Source organism: Arthrobacter sp. NPDC055138 (assembly GCF_053607305.1).
Map to the genome: position 1 here is coordinate 623,463 of NZ_JBSGTH010000002.1, position 15,480 is coordinate 638,942.

The following is a 15,480-nucleotide window of genomic DNA, read 5'->3' on the forward strand; positions in this document are numbered from 1 at the left end:
TAGGCAAGCCGAGCCCACCTGCCGGGCAGCCGGGGCGGGAGGGACCGTTACCGTTTTGTAGGTTACCTGCCGGTAGGCACTGTGATTTAGGTTATAGGCTAAAGGCAACCTCCGTCAGGGAGGCTGAGCAGAGCTGGCCACAGCTGAAGTAGTGAGGAGCTAACGTGCGCGAATACAGCGTGCCCGTCCTGGTTGACGTTCCGCGGGATGCCAACATCGCCGACCTGGTGGTTGAGCAGGCGCAGAAGGCATCGAACCCTGCCCTGTTTTCACGCAAGGATTCGTCCGGGGCATGGCAGGACATCCGTGCCACCGAATTCCTCGCCGACGTGACACGTTTGGCCAAGGGGCTCATCTCCTCCGGCGTCCAGCCGGGCCAACGCGTGGGCATCATGGCCCGTACCCGCTACGAATGGTCGCTGGTGGATTTCGCGGTCTGGTTTGCGGGCGCGGTGTCGGTGCCGATCTACGAGACCTCCTCCCCCAGCCAGATCGCGTGGATCCTGGGCGATTCGGGCGCGGTGGCAGTATTCGCCGAAAGCGCTGCCCATGAAGCCAAGGTTCGCCGGGCCGCCCTCGACGAAGGCCTGGAAAACCTGAAGCACGTGTGGCAGTTGGACGAAGAGTCGCTGGATGCACTGCGCACGGCCGGCAACGATGTCCCGGACGCCGACGTGGAGGAACGCCGCAGCGCCGCCGGCCTCGACGACTTGGCCACGATCATCTACACCTCCGGCACCACCGGCCGGCCCAAGGGCTGCGAACTGACCCACGGGAATTTCGTGGAGCTGTCCAAGAACGCCGCCGCCGCGCTGCCGGACGTCGCCCACGAGGGCGCCCAGACCATCATGTTCCTGCCGCTGGCCCACGTTTTCGCACGGTTTATCTCCGTGCTCTGCGTTGCCGCGGGCGCCACAGTGGCGCACACCCCGGACATCAAGAACCTGCTGCCGGACCTGCAGAGCTACCGGCCCACGTTCATCCTGGCCGTTCCGCGCGTCTTCGAGAAGGTCTACAACAGCTCCATGCTCAAGGCGGAGGACGGCGGCAAGGGCAAGATCTTCCACGCCGCCGCCGACACCGCCGTCGCCTGGTCACGCGCCGATGCGGCCGGCAAGGTGCCGTTGACGCTCAAGCTCAAGCACAAGCTTTTCGACAAGCTGGTCTACCACAAGATCCGCGAAGCGATGGGCGGCCGGGTTGAACATGCAGTCTCCGGCGGCGGCCCCCTGGGCGAACGGCTGGGGCATTTCTTTCACGGCATCGGCCTGCTGGTGCTGGAAGGCTACGGGCTCACCGAAACGACGGCGCCGATCTCCGTCAACACGCCCCAGCTGGTCAAGATCGGCACGGTCGGAGCCCCGCTGCCCGGCAATGCTGTAAAGATTGCCGACGACGGCGAGATCCTCGCCAAGGGCGTCTGCGTGCTCCGCGGCTACTTCAACCGTCCGGATCTCACCGCCGAGGCGTTCCAGGACGGCTGGTTCCGCACCGGCGACATCGGCGAACTGGACGCCGACGGTTTCCTGAGCATCACCGGCCGGAAGAAGGAGATCATCGTCACGGCCAGCGGCAAGAACGTTGTGCCGGCACAGCTTGAAGACCAGATCCGCGCCGATGCGCTGGTGTCCCAATGCGTGGTGATCGGCGACAACCGCCCGTTCATCTCCGCGCTCATCACGCTGGACGAGGAAGCCCTGCCCGGCTGGCTTGAACGCCACGGACTGCCGGCCGGCACCACGATGGAACAGGCCGCCAGCCACGACGCCGTGAAGACCGCCATCCAAGCCCTGATCGACCAGGCCAACCAATCGGTCTCGCAGGCGGAGGGGATCAAGTCCTTCCGCGTCATCCCGTCCGACTTCACCGAGGCGTCCGGACACCTGACGCCGTCGCTGAAGATCAAGCGGGCGCAGGTACTGTCAGATTTCGACGAGTATGTGGAGCAGATCTACACCAGCGTCCGGCAATAACCGCTCCGGCGTAAACGGAAGGGCTGCCGCTTCACAGCGGCAGCCCTTCCGTCGTTTGTCAGGCCGCTCGGCGTACCGGCCTTCCGGCTACGCCGGGTCGATGACCAGCAGCAGGTCGCCGCCCTGGACCTGTTCGACGGCGGAGACCGCCAGCCGCGCCACGGTGCCCCCGGCCGGGGCCGTGATACCGGCTTCCATCTTCATCGCCTCGATCGTGGCCACCGTATCGCCGGCCTTGATGGTGTCCCCGGGCTTGACGATGACCGTGACCGCGCCGGCGAAAGGAGCCGCCACGTGTCCCGGCTGTCCGGGATCGGCCTTCTCCGCAACCTTGACCTCTGATTCGACGCTGCGGTCGCGCACCGTCACGTTGCGCTGCTGGCCGTTGAGCGTGCAATGCACGGTGCGCATGCCCTTCTCATCCGGCTCGGAGATGGCGCCGAGCATGGCGATCAGGCGGACGCCCTTCTCGAGGGCGATCACATGTTCGGACCCCGGCTGCAGCCCGTAGAGGTAGTCCAGCGTGTCTAGCACGGAGACATCTCCGTAGGTTTCCCTGGTCTTCTCGAATTCCTTGGCCGGGCCGGCAAAGAGCAGCCGGTTCAGCGTCGTCCGCCGGGTGGCCGGGTCCGAGGCCAACGCTGCCGAGTCCTCGGCGGAGAGCACCTCGTTGCGGGGCTTGATGGTGCGCCCGGCCAGGGCCTTGGTGCGGAACGGCTCCGGCCAGCCGCCGGGCGGATCACCCAGCTCGCCGGAGAGGAAGCCAATCACGGAGTCGGGAATGTCGAACTTCCGCGGGTCCGCGGCGAACTCCTCGGGGTCGACGTTGGCGCCCACCAGCTGCAGGGCCAGATCGCCCACCACCTTAGACGACGGCGTCACCTTCACCAGCCGGCCCAGGATCTTGTCGGCAGCCGAGTACATGTCCTCGATCGCCTCGAACCGTTCGCCGAGTCCTAGCGCCATTGCTTGCTGCCGCAGGTTGGACAGCTGTCCACCCGGAATTTCGTGGGTGTACACGCGGCCGGTCGGCCCCGGCAACCCCGACTCGAACGGAGCATAGACGCGGCGGACCGCTTCCCAGTAGGGCTCCAGCGACCCCACCGCGGCCAGGTCCAAGCCGGTGTCGCGCTCGGTGTGGGCCAAGGCGGCGACCAGCGCCGACATCGACGGCTGGCTGGTGGTGCCGGCCATCGCGGCGCTGGCAGTGTCGACAGCGTCCACACCAGCATCGACGGCAGCCAACAACGTGGCCAACTGCCCGCCGGCCGTGTCATGGGTGTGCAGGTGCACCGGCAGATCGAAGCGTCCACGCAGCGCCGAGACCAGCTTAGCTGCGGCCGCCGGACGCAGCAGGCCGGCCATGTCCTTGATCGCCAGGACGTGGGCCCCGGCATCGACAATCCGGTCCGCCAAGGCCAGGTAGTAGTCCAGCGTGTAGAGGTCCTCGGCGGGATCCAGCAGGTCGCCCGTGTAGCAAAGCGCAACTTCCGCCACGGCCGTTCCGGTCTCCCGCACGGCGCGGATGGCCGGTTCCATCTGCGAGACGTCGTTGAGCGCATCGAAGATCCGGAAAATATCAATGCCGGTGGCGGCCGCTTCCTTAACGAATGCTGTGGTGACCTCCTCCGGGTACGGCGTATAGCCCACCGTGTTCCGGCCGCGCAGCAGCATCTGCAGGCAGATGTTCGGCATCGCTTGGCGCAGCGCCGCCAGCCGCTCCCACGGGTCCTCGCCCAGGAACCGCAGCGCCACATCGTAGGTTGCTCCGCCCCATGCCTCCACCGAGAGCAGTTGCGGGGTCAGGGCGGACACCGCGGGCGCCGCATTCAGCAGGTCCTTGGTCCGCACGCGGGTGGCCAGCAGCGACTGGTGGGCGTCGCGGAAAGTTGTATCTGTGACCGCCACGGCCGTTTGCTCCCGCAGCTCGGCAGCGAACTTCTCCGGACCCAGCTGCTGGAGCCGCTGCCGCGAGCCCGCCGCCGGGACCGTGGTCAGTGCGCCGGTGGCCTCGAGTGCCTGCCGGGCCGGTTCGGGCAGCTTCTCCACCGGCGCCGTGGCCACCGGCAGCTCCCCGTTCGGCTTGTTGACCGTGACATCCGCCAGCCAAGTCAACAGCTTGGTGCCGCGGTCGGCGGAGACACGGGCCTTCAGCAGCTCCGGCCGTTCGTCGATGAACGATGTGGCTACCTTGCCGGCAAGGAAATCCGGGTCCTCCAGCACTGCCTGCAGGAACGGAATATTGGTGGAAACGCCGCGGATGCGGAACTCGGCCAGGGCACGCTTGGCGCGGGCCGCCGCCGTCGCAAAGTCGCGTCCACGGCAAGTGAGCTTGACCAGCATCGAGTCGAAGTGCGGGCTGATCTCGGCACCGGTGTAGATGGTTCCGCCGTCCAGCCGGACCCCCGCGCCGCCGGCTGAGCGGTAGGCGGTGATCTTGCCGACGTCGGGCCGGAATCCGTTGGCCGGATCCTCGGTGGTGATCCGGGACTGCATCGCTGCGCCGTTGACGGAGACCGTCTGCTGCGACAAACCCAGATCGGCCAAAGTCTCGCCGGCGGCGATGCGCAGCTGGGACTGCACCAGGTCGACGTCGGTGATCTCCTCGGTCACCGTGTGCTCCACCTGGATCCGCGGGTTCATCTCGATGAAGACGTGCTGCCCTGCCCGCTCACCCACGGTGTCCACCAGGAATTCGACCGTGCCGGCATTGGTGTAACCTAGCGCCTCGGCGAATTTCACGGCATCCCGGTACAGCGCCTGGCGGATGTTTTCGTCCAGGTTGGGTGCGGGGGCGATTTCGATGACCTTCTGGTGCCGGCGTTGGAGCGAGCAATCGCGTTCGAAGAGGTGCATGACGTTGCCCTGCCCGTCGGCCAGGATCTGCACCTCGATGTGGCGCGGCCGCAGCACGGCCTGCTCCAGGAATACGGTTGGGTCGCCGAAGGCGGTGTCGGCTTCGCGCATGGCGGCTGCCAGCGCTTCCGGCAGGTCTTTCGGGCTATCGACCCGGCGCATGCCGCGCCCGCCGCCGCCGGCCACGGCCTTGACGAAAATGGGGAAGCCGATCTCCTCGGCCTCGGCCAGCAGCTTCTCCGTATCGGCGCTGGGGTCGGTGGACTTCAGCACCGGAATCCCTGCCTTGCGCGCTGCCTGCAAGGCACGGACCTTGTGCCCGGCCAGCTCCAGCACGTCCGCCTTCGGGCCGACGAAGGCGATGCCAGCCCCGGCAGCCGCACGGGCCAGGTCCGGATTCTCGGACAAAAAACCGTAACCCGGGTAGATGGCGTCCGCGCCGGATTCCTTGGCCACCCGAATGATCTCGTTAATGTCGAGATAGGCCCGCACGGGATGTCCGGGCTCGCCAATGAGATACGCTTCGTCGGCTTTCTGCCGGTGGATCGAATTTCGGTCCTCATGGGGGAACACAGCCACGGTCTTCGCGCCCAGTTCGTAGGCTGCGCGGAAAGCCCTGATGGCGATTTCGCCACGATTGGCTACCAGGATCTTTGAGAACATTTCACTCCTGCATCATTGCCGGGTCCGGACTAAGGATTTGAGACACGACCGTCCGGCGCCGTAGCCGGCCGACTCAGTGAGCCAAGTCTCACGGACGTCCCGCTGAACTGGCAAGCCAGTGTTGCACAGATCACCTCTAGGTTGTGGTTAGCGGTCCGGATGTTACGGCGCCGCGGCGGGCGCCGAAGAGAAACGCCGCTTAGCCGCGCCGATGGCACAGTCTCCTGCGGCGCTCCACCTATGATGTATAGGGTGCCGTGAAGACTTATCCGGCGCAGAAGCCCCACGACTCGATACGTTAGGTTTTGGTTTTTACGTGCAAGTAGTGAGCATCAGCAGCCTCAAGGGCGGGGTCGGCAAGACCTCGGTCACGCTGGGCCTGGCCTCTGCGGCGCTGGCAGCGGGAATTCCCACCCTGGTCATCGACTTGGATCCGCATGCTGATGCCACCACGGGGCTGGGCGTCAAGCCGTCCCACCAGACCGACATCGGCCGGCTACTCAAGAACGCACGCAAAGCCGATCTGGCCCAGAACGCCGCCCCGAGCGGATGGGTGGGGACAGCAGAAGCCAATCCGGCCACATCGTCGGGCCGGAAGGTCCTTGATGTCGCTGTCGGCTCGGCCTACTCCGGCATCTACGACCGCCCGGATCTGAGCCGCCGGGACCTGCGCCGGCTGTCCACCGTGCTCTCGCGCGTGACCGGGTATTCACTGGTACTCATCGACTGCCCGCCGTCCCTCAACGGCCTGACACGGATGGCATGGACTGCCAGCAACCGGGTGCTGCTGGTGGCCGAGCCCAGCCTCTTCTCGGTTGCCGGCACCGAACGCACCATGCGGGCCATCGACCTGTTCCGGGAGGAATTCGCGCCGGATCTCAAGACTGCAGGTGTGGTTGCCAACCGAGTCCGGCCAAGCTCCAACGAGCACAATTACCGGCTGGGGGAAATGAAGACCATGTTCGGCGACCTACTGCTCTCCCCCACCATCGTGGAGCAGGCGAACTGGCAGCAGATCCAGGGTGCTGCACATTCCGTCCACCAGTGGCCCGGCGAATCCGCCAGGCAGGCTGCCTCGCTCTTCGACGACCTGCTCAAGAACATCACTGATTCGGGCCGGATGCGCAGCCGGGCGCTTCGCCGCCAGCCCAGCTGACAACGCGCTGCCCCTCGCCCGTCCCGCGGCGCAACCGCCCCGATCCGCATCAACAGCGGGAGGGGCTCCGGAATCCGGAGCCCCTCCCGCTGTCTATAAGTTGTGCTGGGGTCAGCTGATCTTGCGCGCTGCGCGCCGGCGGCTCAGTTCATCGTCGTGGAACTCGGGCTGCTCGGCGGCGTGTTCGCTGGGGAGCTCTGCGAGGCTGCCCTCAACCTCCCGCCAGACCCGGCCAACTGCGATGCCAAAGACGCCCTGTCCGCCCTGGACAAGGTCGATGACTTCGTCGGCGGAGGTGCATTCATAGACGCTGGCGCCGTCGCTCATCAGGGTGATCTGGGCCAGGTCTTCGACGCCGCGTTCACGCAGGTGTTCAACGGCTGTTCGGATCTGCTGCAGCGAGACACCGGTGTCCAGCAGCCGCTTGACCACCTTCAGGACCAGAATGTCCCGGAAGCTGTAGAGGCGCTGGGAGCCGGAGCCCGACGCACCGCGGACGGCGGGTTCCACCAGGCCGGTCCGAGCCCAGTAGTCCAACTGCCGGTAGGTGATGCCGGCCGCTTTGCAGGCCGTGGGGCCGCGGTATCCGGCGTCCTCATCCAGCACGGGCAAGTCTTCGGTGAACAGCAGGCCCTGGGCGCTTGCGGGTATGGCAGCACCGGTCGTTCGAGCGTGCGGCATTTCGCCTGCATCACCTTTAGGACTCACGTGAACCCTCCTTGTCGAAGTTCCCTATGGGGAAGTGAGCACCGCGGTCAGCCCAGAGGTCTGGTTTCAGTCTGCCCTGAGTTGGCTTGCGGTGCAATGGGAACTGTATGCTTCGACGTTAGAACGGCGGGGGCCGCCGGTCAAAGATGCTGGCACTTTTGCTGCGGCGTGTCGGATTCGGCCCCCTCGGCGCGGCCGGCTTAGATGCGGGATGTGTGTCTCGCCGGCGCCTATTTTTCGAAGTCCTCGGGCTCCACGTCGGCGAGGAATTCGCGGAACTGGCGCAGCTGGCTCTCCGCGTTGTCCTGCGTCTCGCCGCCGGATTCGTCGTCGTCGGAAGCTTCGGCGATCTTGACCCCTGCCTCCTCCATCACCTCGTCCGCGCAGTAGATGGGGCAGGGCACACGCAGTGCCACCGCAATGGCGTCCGAGGCACGAGAGCTGACTGTAGCGCCGCCGTCGAAAACCAACTCGGCGAAAAAGACCGTGTCCTGCACGGTGACCAGGCGGACTTCGGTAATGCTCCGGCCCAACGCCTCCACCACGTCGTTCAGCAGGTCGTGCGTCATGGGACGCGGCGGCTTGATGCCTTGCTGGGCAAACGCGATGGCGCTGGCTTCCGGAGCGCCAATCCAGATGGGAATATGACGTTCGCCGTCAGTTTCTTTGAGCAGCACAAGCGGCTGGTTCGACGGAAGCTCGATGCGGACTCCGACGACCTCTAGTTCGAGCATGGCTCCTCCGTTCAGCGCTCCATCTGCGACAGATGCCCATGGACGAGGGCAGTGTGCAGATTCAGGCACAGATCGCTGATTTCCTTGGCGGTTTCCGCGGCGCGCGCACGTGAGGCGACGTCGCGGCGCGAGGCCAACGGCGCCACGGCACGCTCCACCAGCCCGACTTCGCGGTCAGCCGCGGCCCGGAACGACCGAAGGTGCCGCGGCTCGATTCCATGGCTGCCCAACTGCATGCAGGCGCGAACCACCTTGAGCGCGTGTTCATCGAAGCGCGTGTCCTGCTCGTGGATCAGACCATAGGCGAGCAGGTCGTCCACTAATTCCTGCGACGCTCCACTGACCTGCAGGAGCTCGCCTCGGGTCAGTGCCCGGCCACGACCGTTCAGTTCAGCGGCAAGCGGGTCGGACACCATCCGGGGCACCAGCGTCATCCCGCCCGGAAGCGCCTCCGGCCGCTCGCCGCGGTCGATGGCGTCCAGATAGTCCTTGATGACCTTGAGCGGCAGGTACTGGTCCCGCTGCAGCGCCAGCACAAACCGGAGCCGTTCAACGTCCTGGCCAGTGTATTTCCGGTAACCGGCCGGCGTGCGCTGGGGGCTGATCAGCCCCTTTTCCTCCAAGAAACGGATCTTTGAGGCGCTGATCTGCGGGAACTCGTCCGTCAGCTGCTGCAGCACCTCGCCGATATTGAGGACGCTGCTGCGGTAGCCCTCCCGGGACGACCCGAGGGTGCGCCGCGCTGGCTGGGACGCCGGCACCGGTTAGCCCTGCCCCTTTGCCGCCGTGCCTGCGTAGAAGGTTAGGCGGAACTTGCCGATCTGCACTTCGTTTCCGGTCCGCAATTGCAGGCTGTCCACCCGGTCGTTGTTGACGTAGGTGCCGTTGAGGCTGCCCGAGTCAACAACCATGAAGCCATCGCCGGACCGGCGGAATTCGACATGCTTGCGGGAGACGGTCACGTCGTCCAGGAAGATATCCGCCTCCGGGTGCCGGCCAGCCGTGGTGACGTCCTGGTCCAACAGGAACCGGGCGCCCGCGTTAGGGCCGCCGTGGGCTATCAGCAGCGCCGACCCGGCCGGCAACGCTGCCACCGATGCTTCCTCCTCGGAGCTGAGCATCGGCGTGGCTGCGTGTGCCACGGTCTGCGGCGGCAAAAAGATGGATGTGGTTTCCGCATTCGCCTCCGGGTGCCGGCCGTCGCCGTTCCCATTGTTTGCGGCGTTGCGAGCGTCGCCCACCATCAATAGATCCTCCGTAAAAATGTAGCGGCCAACCGGTCCAAGACCGGCTGGCCGTCGATTTGGTTCCGGTAGCTCTAGCCTACCTGCTGTTCATACTCCGGGGCACTGAGCAGCGTCTCCAGTGCCGCCGGATCCGACAGCTTGACCTCCAGCAGCCAGCCTTCCCCGTAGGGATCGGAGTTAATCAGTGCCGGATCGGACTCGAGCGCGTCGTTGACGGCCACTACTTCGCCGCTCACCGGAGCGTAGATGTCGCTGACGCTCTTGGTCGATTCCACTTCACCAACAACGTCGTTGGCAGTGATGGAGGAGCCGGCTTCCGGCATCTGCACATAGACCACGTCACCGAGGGCATCTTGGGCAAAGTCGGTGATGCCCAGGCGCACAGTGCCCTCGGCATCTGCGGCAGCCACCCACTCATGCTCAGCGGTGTACTTCAGATCTGCGGGAATATTGCTCATCGGTTGCCTTTCTCGCACCATGGACGTCCAGTTGCTGCAGGCAAGGAACCGAATTCCCCGCCATCGCTGAAAGTATAGGCACACAAGACCCTGCACAAGCTAATGGAAAGGCCCATCGGACCCACCGGGCCGCCCCGGCACCAGCACGGCGCGGCCCCCACCGGACGCCGGACGCGTGAAGCCTGTCCTCGTCCTAGCTGCCGGACGCCCAGCATCCGCCTGCGTCCTAGCTGCCGGACGCCGCGAGCCTGTCCCGGTCGAGTTCAGGGTTTGGCTGCCAGATCACCCCGTATAACCCCAGATTTGGACGCCAAAGGATGACTTCGCCATGAGGTCAGGGGCAGCATCCGGTGACGTGGACGCCAAACGGTGACTTGGACGGGCAACGGTACTCGAGCCACCCGGTGGCTGGCCCATCAAAGGGGCCGGCCACCGGGTCAGCGGCGTGCCGGGCAGCGCGGCCCTGAGGCGTACGCTGTACACTTGTGACGGTGGATTTTCCACGGCTGAGAGGTGACGGAATGAGTCAAAAGGCAGAGGGCAGGACGCGCGTTCGACTTAACCGGAGCCGCGTCCTGGAGACCGCCGTCGGCGTCGCGGACACGCTGGGGATCGACGCGCTCAGCATGCGCCGGCTCGCCCAGGAGCTCGATGTGGTGCCGATGGCGCTGTACAAGCACGTCGCCGACAAGGAGGACCTGCTCGACGGGATGGTGGAGGTGCTCATCCGCGAGATCGACCCGCCGGCTCCCGGCGCCGATTGGCGAAATGCCATCCGGCTGCGGGTGCTCTCCGCCCGGCAAGCGCTCCAGCGCCATCCGTGGGCCCGGCAGGCGATCGAATCCCGTGCACGCCCCACCCCGGCCGTGCTGGAGTATCAGGATTCGTTCGCCGGCATTTTCCTCGCGGGCGGCTTCACCCCCGACCTCGCCCACCACGTCATGCATGCGTTGGGGGGCCGGATGTGGGGGTTCACCCAGGAACTCTTCGACGGATCGGCTGCCCCGGCGGCGGAAGCACCGCCCGCGCTGACGCCGGAGGCACAGGCGGCCATGTTCGCTCAGATGCAAGAGCTGTACCCCAACATCGTCACCGTCGCCACCGCGGCGCAACACGATGACGGCTCTGTCGTCGGTCACGGCTGCGACGATCAGTTCGAGTTCGAGTTCGCGCTGGACCTGCTCCTCGACGGCTTCGACAGACTCCATCGGCAGGGCTGGTCGTCCGCGCAGGTGAGGAAGCAGGCCGCCGGGTAGGAGGCCTCCGGCTTAGCGTTCAGCCCACACGACAACGTCCCGCAGCCCTGCTGGGCGGCGGGACGTCTGTTAGTGCCGGAAAACTACAAAGGGCCGCTAGCCAGTATTTCTACTGGCCAGCCGCCCTTATCTGTCGGGTTGACAGGATTTGAACCTGCGACCCCTTGACCCCCAGTCAAGTGCGCTACCAAGCTGCGCCACAACCCGAAGTTCCGCCTTCATGCATCCGGCGGAACCACCTCAAATACTGTACAGCATTTTTGCGCCCGCCATGACCACCCGGCGCGGCCGGGGCGGTGGCCGCCGGCACGTTGTCCGGCGGCCACAGCAAGGTCAGCGCTTGCGTGCCCGCTTCTCGCGAACGCGCATGCTGACTTCGATCGGAGTGCCTTCGAAACCGAAGGTTTCGCGCAGCCGGCGGGTGATGAACCGGCGGTAGCCAGGATCCAGGAAACCGGTGGTGAACAGCACAAACTTCGGCGGCCGCGAGGTTGCCTGTGTTCCGAACAGGATGCGCGGCTGCTTGCCACCACGCACGGGGTGCGGATGGGCAGCCACCAGTTCGCCCAGGAACGCGTTGAGGCGCCCGGTGGGGATGCGCTTGTCCCAGGACTCGAGCGCACGGTCCAGCGCCGGCACCAGCCTGTCCTTGTGCCAGCCGGTCTTCGCCGAAATATTGACCCGAGGAGCCCACTCCACGTGGGCCAGGTCCTGTTCGATCTCGCGTTCCAGGTACCGGCGGCGGTCGTCGTCCAACAGGTCCCACTTGTTGAAGGCGAGCACCAGTGCCCGGCCGGAATCGATCGCCAACTGCAGGATGCGCACGTCCTGCTCGCTGAGCACCTCATCCACGGCCAGCAGCACGACGGCGACCTCCGCCTTTTCGAGCGCAGCCTGCGTCCGCAGCGAGGCATAGAAATCTGCGCCCTGCTGCATGTGCACGCGGCGGCGGATGCCGGCCGTGTCAACGAACCGCCAGGTGCGTCCGCCGAGTTCGATCATTTCATCGACGGGATCACGCGTGGTGCCCGCCAACGAGTCGACCACCACCCGCTCGCTGCCCGCCAGCTTGTTGAGCAGCGACGATTTGCCCACGTTCGGGCGGCCGATCAACGCGACCCTGCGGGGACCGCCGGTGCGCTCCAGTCCCCCGTAGGCGGAAAATTCGGGCAACACGTCCATGACGGCGTCAAGCATGTCGGCGGCGCCGCGGCCGTGCAGTGCCGACACGGGGTGCGGCTCGCCGAAGCCAAGGCCCCACAACGTGGTGGCCTCGGATTCCTGGGCCATGTCGTCCACCTTGTTGGCCACCAAGATGACCGGCTTCTTCTTCCGGCGCAGCATCTTCACAACTGCTTCATCGGTGGCGGTGGCGCCCACGTTGGCGTCGACCACCAGCAGAACGGCGTCCGCCATGTCCACCGCGATCTCGGCCTGGTCGGCTACGCGGGCGTGGATTCCCCTGGCGTCGTGTTCCCAGCCGCCGGTGTCCACCAGTGTGAACGGGCGTCCGTTCCAGTGGGCCGAGTAGGAGACGCGGTCGCGGGTGACACCGGGGGTGTCTTCGACCACTGCCTCGCGGCGGCCCAGGATCCTGTTCACCAGCGTCGACTTGCCCACATTGGGCCGGCCCACGATGGCCAGCACCGGTGCGACGCGCAACGGCTCTTCCTCGGACACGGGTTCTTCCGCGGCGGCCAGCAGCGCGGCGTCTTCGTCATCAAGCTCGTAGTCCGCCAAGCCAGCGCGCAGCGATGCCGCGCGCATCTCGGCTTCGTTGTCGTCGAGCGCAAGCATGCGCTCGACGACCTGGTCTTCGCCCGCCGGACGGTATTCCTCGTCGGCCGGCCGTTCCGCCGGGGAGGATCCGGGCTGGGTCTCACTCATCGTCTGTTCCTTCTGGGTAGGCTGCAAGCCGGTTGTCGTCGCGGGTGTGGGCGGCCGGAAGCCGCTGCCCGGTTAACGCCACGCTGCGCCGGACATGGCCGGACAACTGCCGGCGGATCGCTTCGGCTGCAGTGTCCATTGAAACACGCCCGGAGGCCGAGGGCAGCCGCCGATAGGTCTGCGGAGTACCGAACGCCACGTGGAAGACCCGGCCGGGCCGCGGGATGGCGTCCCGGTGCTCGCCGCTGATCCGGGTGCCGAGCACCGCCACCGGCACCACGGGTGCGCCGCTGATCAAGGCCAGCCAGGCCACCCCGGAACTGACCTCGGCCGCATCCCCGGCCCCGCGGCTTCCCTCGGGCAGGATTCCGACGCAGCGGCCCTCGGCCAATAAGGCCCTGGCATCGCTGAGGGCTGCCCGGTCGCCGCTTCGGTCCACCGGGATCTGACCGGAGTACTGCAGGACCTTGCCGAGCATTCCGGTGAACATTTCCTGCTTGACCAGCACGTGCATGGGGCGCGGCGCTGCACCCACCATGACCGGGCCGTCGAGGTAGCTCAAGTGGTTGGCCGCGAAGATGACCGGGCCGCCGGCCGGGACATTTTCGCGTCCATGGATACGGGTCCGGTAAACCAGATGGTCCAGTACCTTGCCCACCGGTCGGCCCCAGCGCGGACCCCAGCGGACAGGTGTGGTGAATCCCCCGGCCCGGGTGGGCTCAGTGCGCGGCATGCCGCACGACGGCGAGCACCGCTTCCACGGTCTGTTCGAAGTCCAAGTCGGACGAATCCACGGTGAAAACACCGTCCGCCGCCTCGGAGAAATTCACCACCGTCGAATCCTTCGCATCCCGGGCCAGCACCTGCTCGTGCAGGTCGGCGTCGCTCTGGGTTCCGCCCAACTGGAGGCCGCGCCGGCGCAGCCGGGCCTCCTCGCTGGCGGTCAGCAGCAGCCGCACCTCGGCGTCAGGCGCGACTACGGTGGTGATGTCGCGGCCCTCGGCAACAATCCGGCGGCCCGAATCCGCAATGATCTGCTGCTGGCGGCGGACCAGTTCGGCCCGTGCGCCCAGCGTGGTGGCCACGGCGCTGACCGATGCGGAGATGGACGGCTCGCGGATCTCGTCGGTGATGTCGGTCGAGCCGATGCGCACAAATTCATCGTCCGGGTTGGTGCTGATCTGCAGGTCCACGTCCTTGCAGGCTTGCTCGACGGCAGCCGAATCGGCCAGATCCACACCGGTGTTGACGCAGTACCAGGTCACCGCGCGGTACATGGCGCCGGTATCCAGGTAGGACGCGTGCAGTCGGCGCGCCGTTTCCTTACTGACGGACGACTTGCCGGAGCCCGAGGGTCCGTCGATGGCAACCACCAGGGCCTTGCCCAGCCGGTAACGAGCCATGTCCACTTCCGCCGCGCTCATTGCACAACCTTCCATCCGTGTGAGGTGAGATATTCGATCAGTTCGTGGCGTTTGCTGGGCAGCACCGCAATTTCCGCCAGCCCCACTGGCTGGCCGGCCGAGTGCGCCAGACGGAGGTCTTCCAGGTTGATGCCCTCCTCGCCGATTTCGGTCAGCAGGCGCGCGATTTGGCCGGGGGTGTCGTCGACCAGCACGGTCAGCCACGCGAACGCCTGCGGTGGCGCACCGTGCTTGCCGGGAATCCGGGCCTGGCCGGCGTTGCCCTCGCTGATCAGCTGCGCCATATCCAGCCGGGCGCCGTCGGCCTCCGGCTGTTCCAGAGTATTGATCAGCCGTTCCAGATCTTCCCGGACACCGTATAGGAGGTCCACCACCCGCGCCGCGTTGGCGCCGAGGATCTGCACCCACAGCGCCGGGTCGCTGGCGGCGATCCTGGTGACGTCGCGGAGGCCTTGGCCGGAGAGCGACAAGGCGTGGGTCGGAGTGTCCTGCAGCCGGCTGGCCAGCAGCGAGGACATGACCTGGGGCAGGTGCGAGATCATCGCCACGGACGTGTCATGTTCGCCCGCGGACATCCGCGACACCACGGCGCCCAGATCGATGGCGAGCGCCTGAGCGGTCTTCACCGCTCCCGGCAACGACTGTTCAGACGGGCACAGGACCCACGGCATCGACGTGAAGATCTCGCCGCGGGCCGCCACCGGACCCGATTTTTCCCGGCCGGCCATCGGGTGGGTGCCCACGTAGCGGCCAAGGTCGGCCCCGGTCAGGTCCGGATCCTTGGCCAGCGCCTCGAAAATCGACGACTTGACGCTGGCGATGTCCACCACGACGGCGTCCGGGTAATCCCGCAGCGCCTGCGACACGACGGCGGCGGTAACGTCCGGCGGCGCCGCGACGACCACCAACTGTGGCTCCACGCGTTCGCCCGCAGGGAGGATTCGTCCTGCGCCAATGTCCTGGGCCACGGCCTGGGCGGACGGGGACGGATCCGACAGCAGGACGTCAATGCCGCGGGCACGCAGGCCGAGGCCGATGCTGGCTCCAAGCAGTCCGGTTCCGATCACCAAGACCGGTCCGGACAGATGGGTAGCCTGCACATGTGCTGGGTTCACCTG

The 15,480-nt window shown here is 66.4% G+C and carries 13 protein-coding genes and 1 tRNA gene; 3 read left to right on the forward strand and 11 right to left on the reverse strand.

Going from position 1 to position 15,480, the window contains the following annotated elements; genetic code table 11:
* Nucleotides 1–164: 164 nt before the first annotated feature.
* The gene (locus ACWF5H_RS07990; RefSeq protein WP_452036001.1) at nt 165–1,973 is read left to right on the forward strand and encodes an AMP-dependent synthetase/ligase; all 1,809 of its coding nucleotides are present in this window, start codon (nt 165–167) and stop codon (nt 1,971–1,973) included.
* A gap of 87 nt (nt 1,974–2,060) precedes the next feature.
* Here the strand turns inward: ACWF5H_RS07990 and ACWF5H_RS07995 are convergent, their stop codons facing one another.
* Complete coding sequence (locus ACWF5H_RS07995; protein WP_452036003.1) at nt 2,061–5,492, reverse strand: pyruvate carboxylase; 3,432 nt, start codon at nt 5,490–5,492, stop codon at nt 2,061–2,063.
* A 316-nt stretch (nt 5,493–5,808) separates the two neighbouring features.
* Here ACWF5H_RS07995 and ACWF5H_RS08000 point away from each other — a divergent pair, with 316 nt between their 5' ends.
* The gene (locus ACWF5H_RS08000) at nt 5,809–6,648 is read left to right on the forward strand and encodes a ParA family protein (protein ID WP_364649587.1); all 840 of its coding nucleotides are present in this window, start codon (nt 5,809–5,811) and stop codon (nt 6,646–6,648) included.
* 111 nt (nt 6,649–6,759) lie between these two features.
* Here ACWF5H_RS08000 and ACWF5H_RS08005 read toward each other — a convergent pair whose 3' ends face one another.
* The 5 genes from ACWF5H_RS08005 to gcvH all read right to left on the reverse strand — a co-directional run bounded on the left by ACWF5H_RS08005 (nt 6,760) and on the right by gcvH (nt 9,795).
* The gene (locus ACWF5H_RS08005) at nt 6,760–7,356 is read right to left on the reverse strand and encodes a MerR family transcriptional regulator (protein ID WP_127514479.1); all 597 of its coding nucleotides are present in this window, start codon (nt 7,354–7,356) and stop codon (nt 6,760–6,762) included.
* A gap of 230 nt (nt 7,357–7,586) precedes the next feature.
* Nucleotides 7,587–8,090 carry a bifunctional nuclease family protein gene (locus ACWF5H_RS08010; RefSeq protein WP_452036006.1) on the reverse strand — a complete coding sequence of 168 codons (504 nt, stop codon included), beginning with the start codon at nt 8,088–8,090 and terminating at the stop codon, nt 7,587–7,589.
* An 11-nt stretch (nt 8,091–8,101) separates the two neighbouring features.
* Nucleotides 8,102–8,779: a transcriptional regulator FtsR gene (ftsR, locus tag ACWF5H_RS08015; RefSeq protein ID WP_452036080.1), complete on the reverse strand. Its 678-nt coding sequence runs from the start codon at nt 8,777–8,779 to the stop codon at nt 8,102–8,104.
* Nucleotides 8,780–8,854: 75 nt separating this feature from the next.
* A complete protein-coding gene (locus ACWF5H_RS08020) occupies nt 8,855–9,334 on the reverse strand; it encodes an FHA domain-containing protein (RefSeq protein WP_364649580.1) in 480 nt (159 codons plus the stop codon).
* A 74-nt stretch (nt 9,335–9,408) separates the two neighbouring features.
* A complete protein-coding gene (gene gcvH, locus ACWF5H_RS08025; RefSeq protein WP_364649577.1) occupies nt 9,409–9,795 on the reverse strand; it encodes a glycine cleavage system protein GcvH in 387 nt (128 codons plus the stop codon).
* A 521-nt stretch (nt 9,796–10,316) separates the two neighbouring features.
* Between gcvH and ACWF5H_RS08030 the strand changes: the two genes are divergently transcribed.
* Entirely contained in the window at nt 10,317–11,051 is a 735-nt protein-coding gene (locus ACWF5H_RS08030) for a TetR/AcrR family transcriptional regulator (RefSeq protein WP_452036008.1), read from the forward strand.
* Between the two features lie 133 nt (nt 11,052–11,184).
* Here ACWF5H_RS08030 and ACWF5H_RS08035 read toward each other — a convergent pair.
* The 5 genes from ACWF5H_RS08035 to ACWF5H_RS08055 form a co-directional block, all read right to left on the reverse strand.
* Nucleotides 11,185–11,258: transfer RNA gene (locus ACWF5H_RS08035), tRNA-Pro, on the reverse strand.
* Nucleotides 11,259–11,384: 126 nt separating this feature from the next.
* Nucleotides 11,385–12,938, reverse strand: coding sequence for a ribosome biogenesis GTPase Der (der, locus tag ACWF5H_RS08040; RefSeq protein WP_452036009.1), 1,554 nt, complete (start codon nt 12,936–12,938; stop codon nt 11,385–11,387).
* A complete protein-coding gene (locus ACWF5H_RS08045) occupies nt 12,931–13,671 on the reverse strand; it encodes a lysophospholipid acyltransferase family protein (protein WP_452036010.1) in 741 nt (246 codons plus the stop codon). The genes der and ACWF5H_RS08045 overlap by 8 nt, the downstream gene beginning before the upstream one ends.
* Complete coding sequence (gene cmk / locus ACWF5H_RS08050; protein ID WP_364652402.1) at nt 13,658–14,362, reverse strand: (d)CMP kinase; 705 nt, start codon at nt 14,360–14,362, stop codon at nt 13,658–13,660. The genes ACWF5H_RS08045 and cmk overlap by 14 nt, the downstream gene beginning before the upstream one ends.
* Nucleotides 14,359–15,477 (reverse strand): prephenate dehydrogenase, encoded by a 1,119-nt coding sequence (locus ACWF5H_RS08055; protein WP_452036012.1) that lies wholly within the window; start codon nt 15,475–15,477, stop codon nt 14,359–14,361. The genes cmk and ACWF5H_RS08055 overlap by 4 nt, the downstream gene beginning before the upstream one ends.
* Between the last annotated feature and the right edge of the window lie 3 nt (nt 15,478–15,480).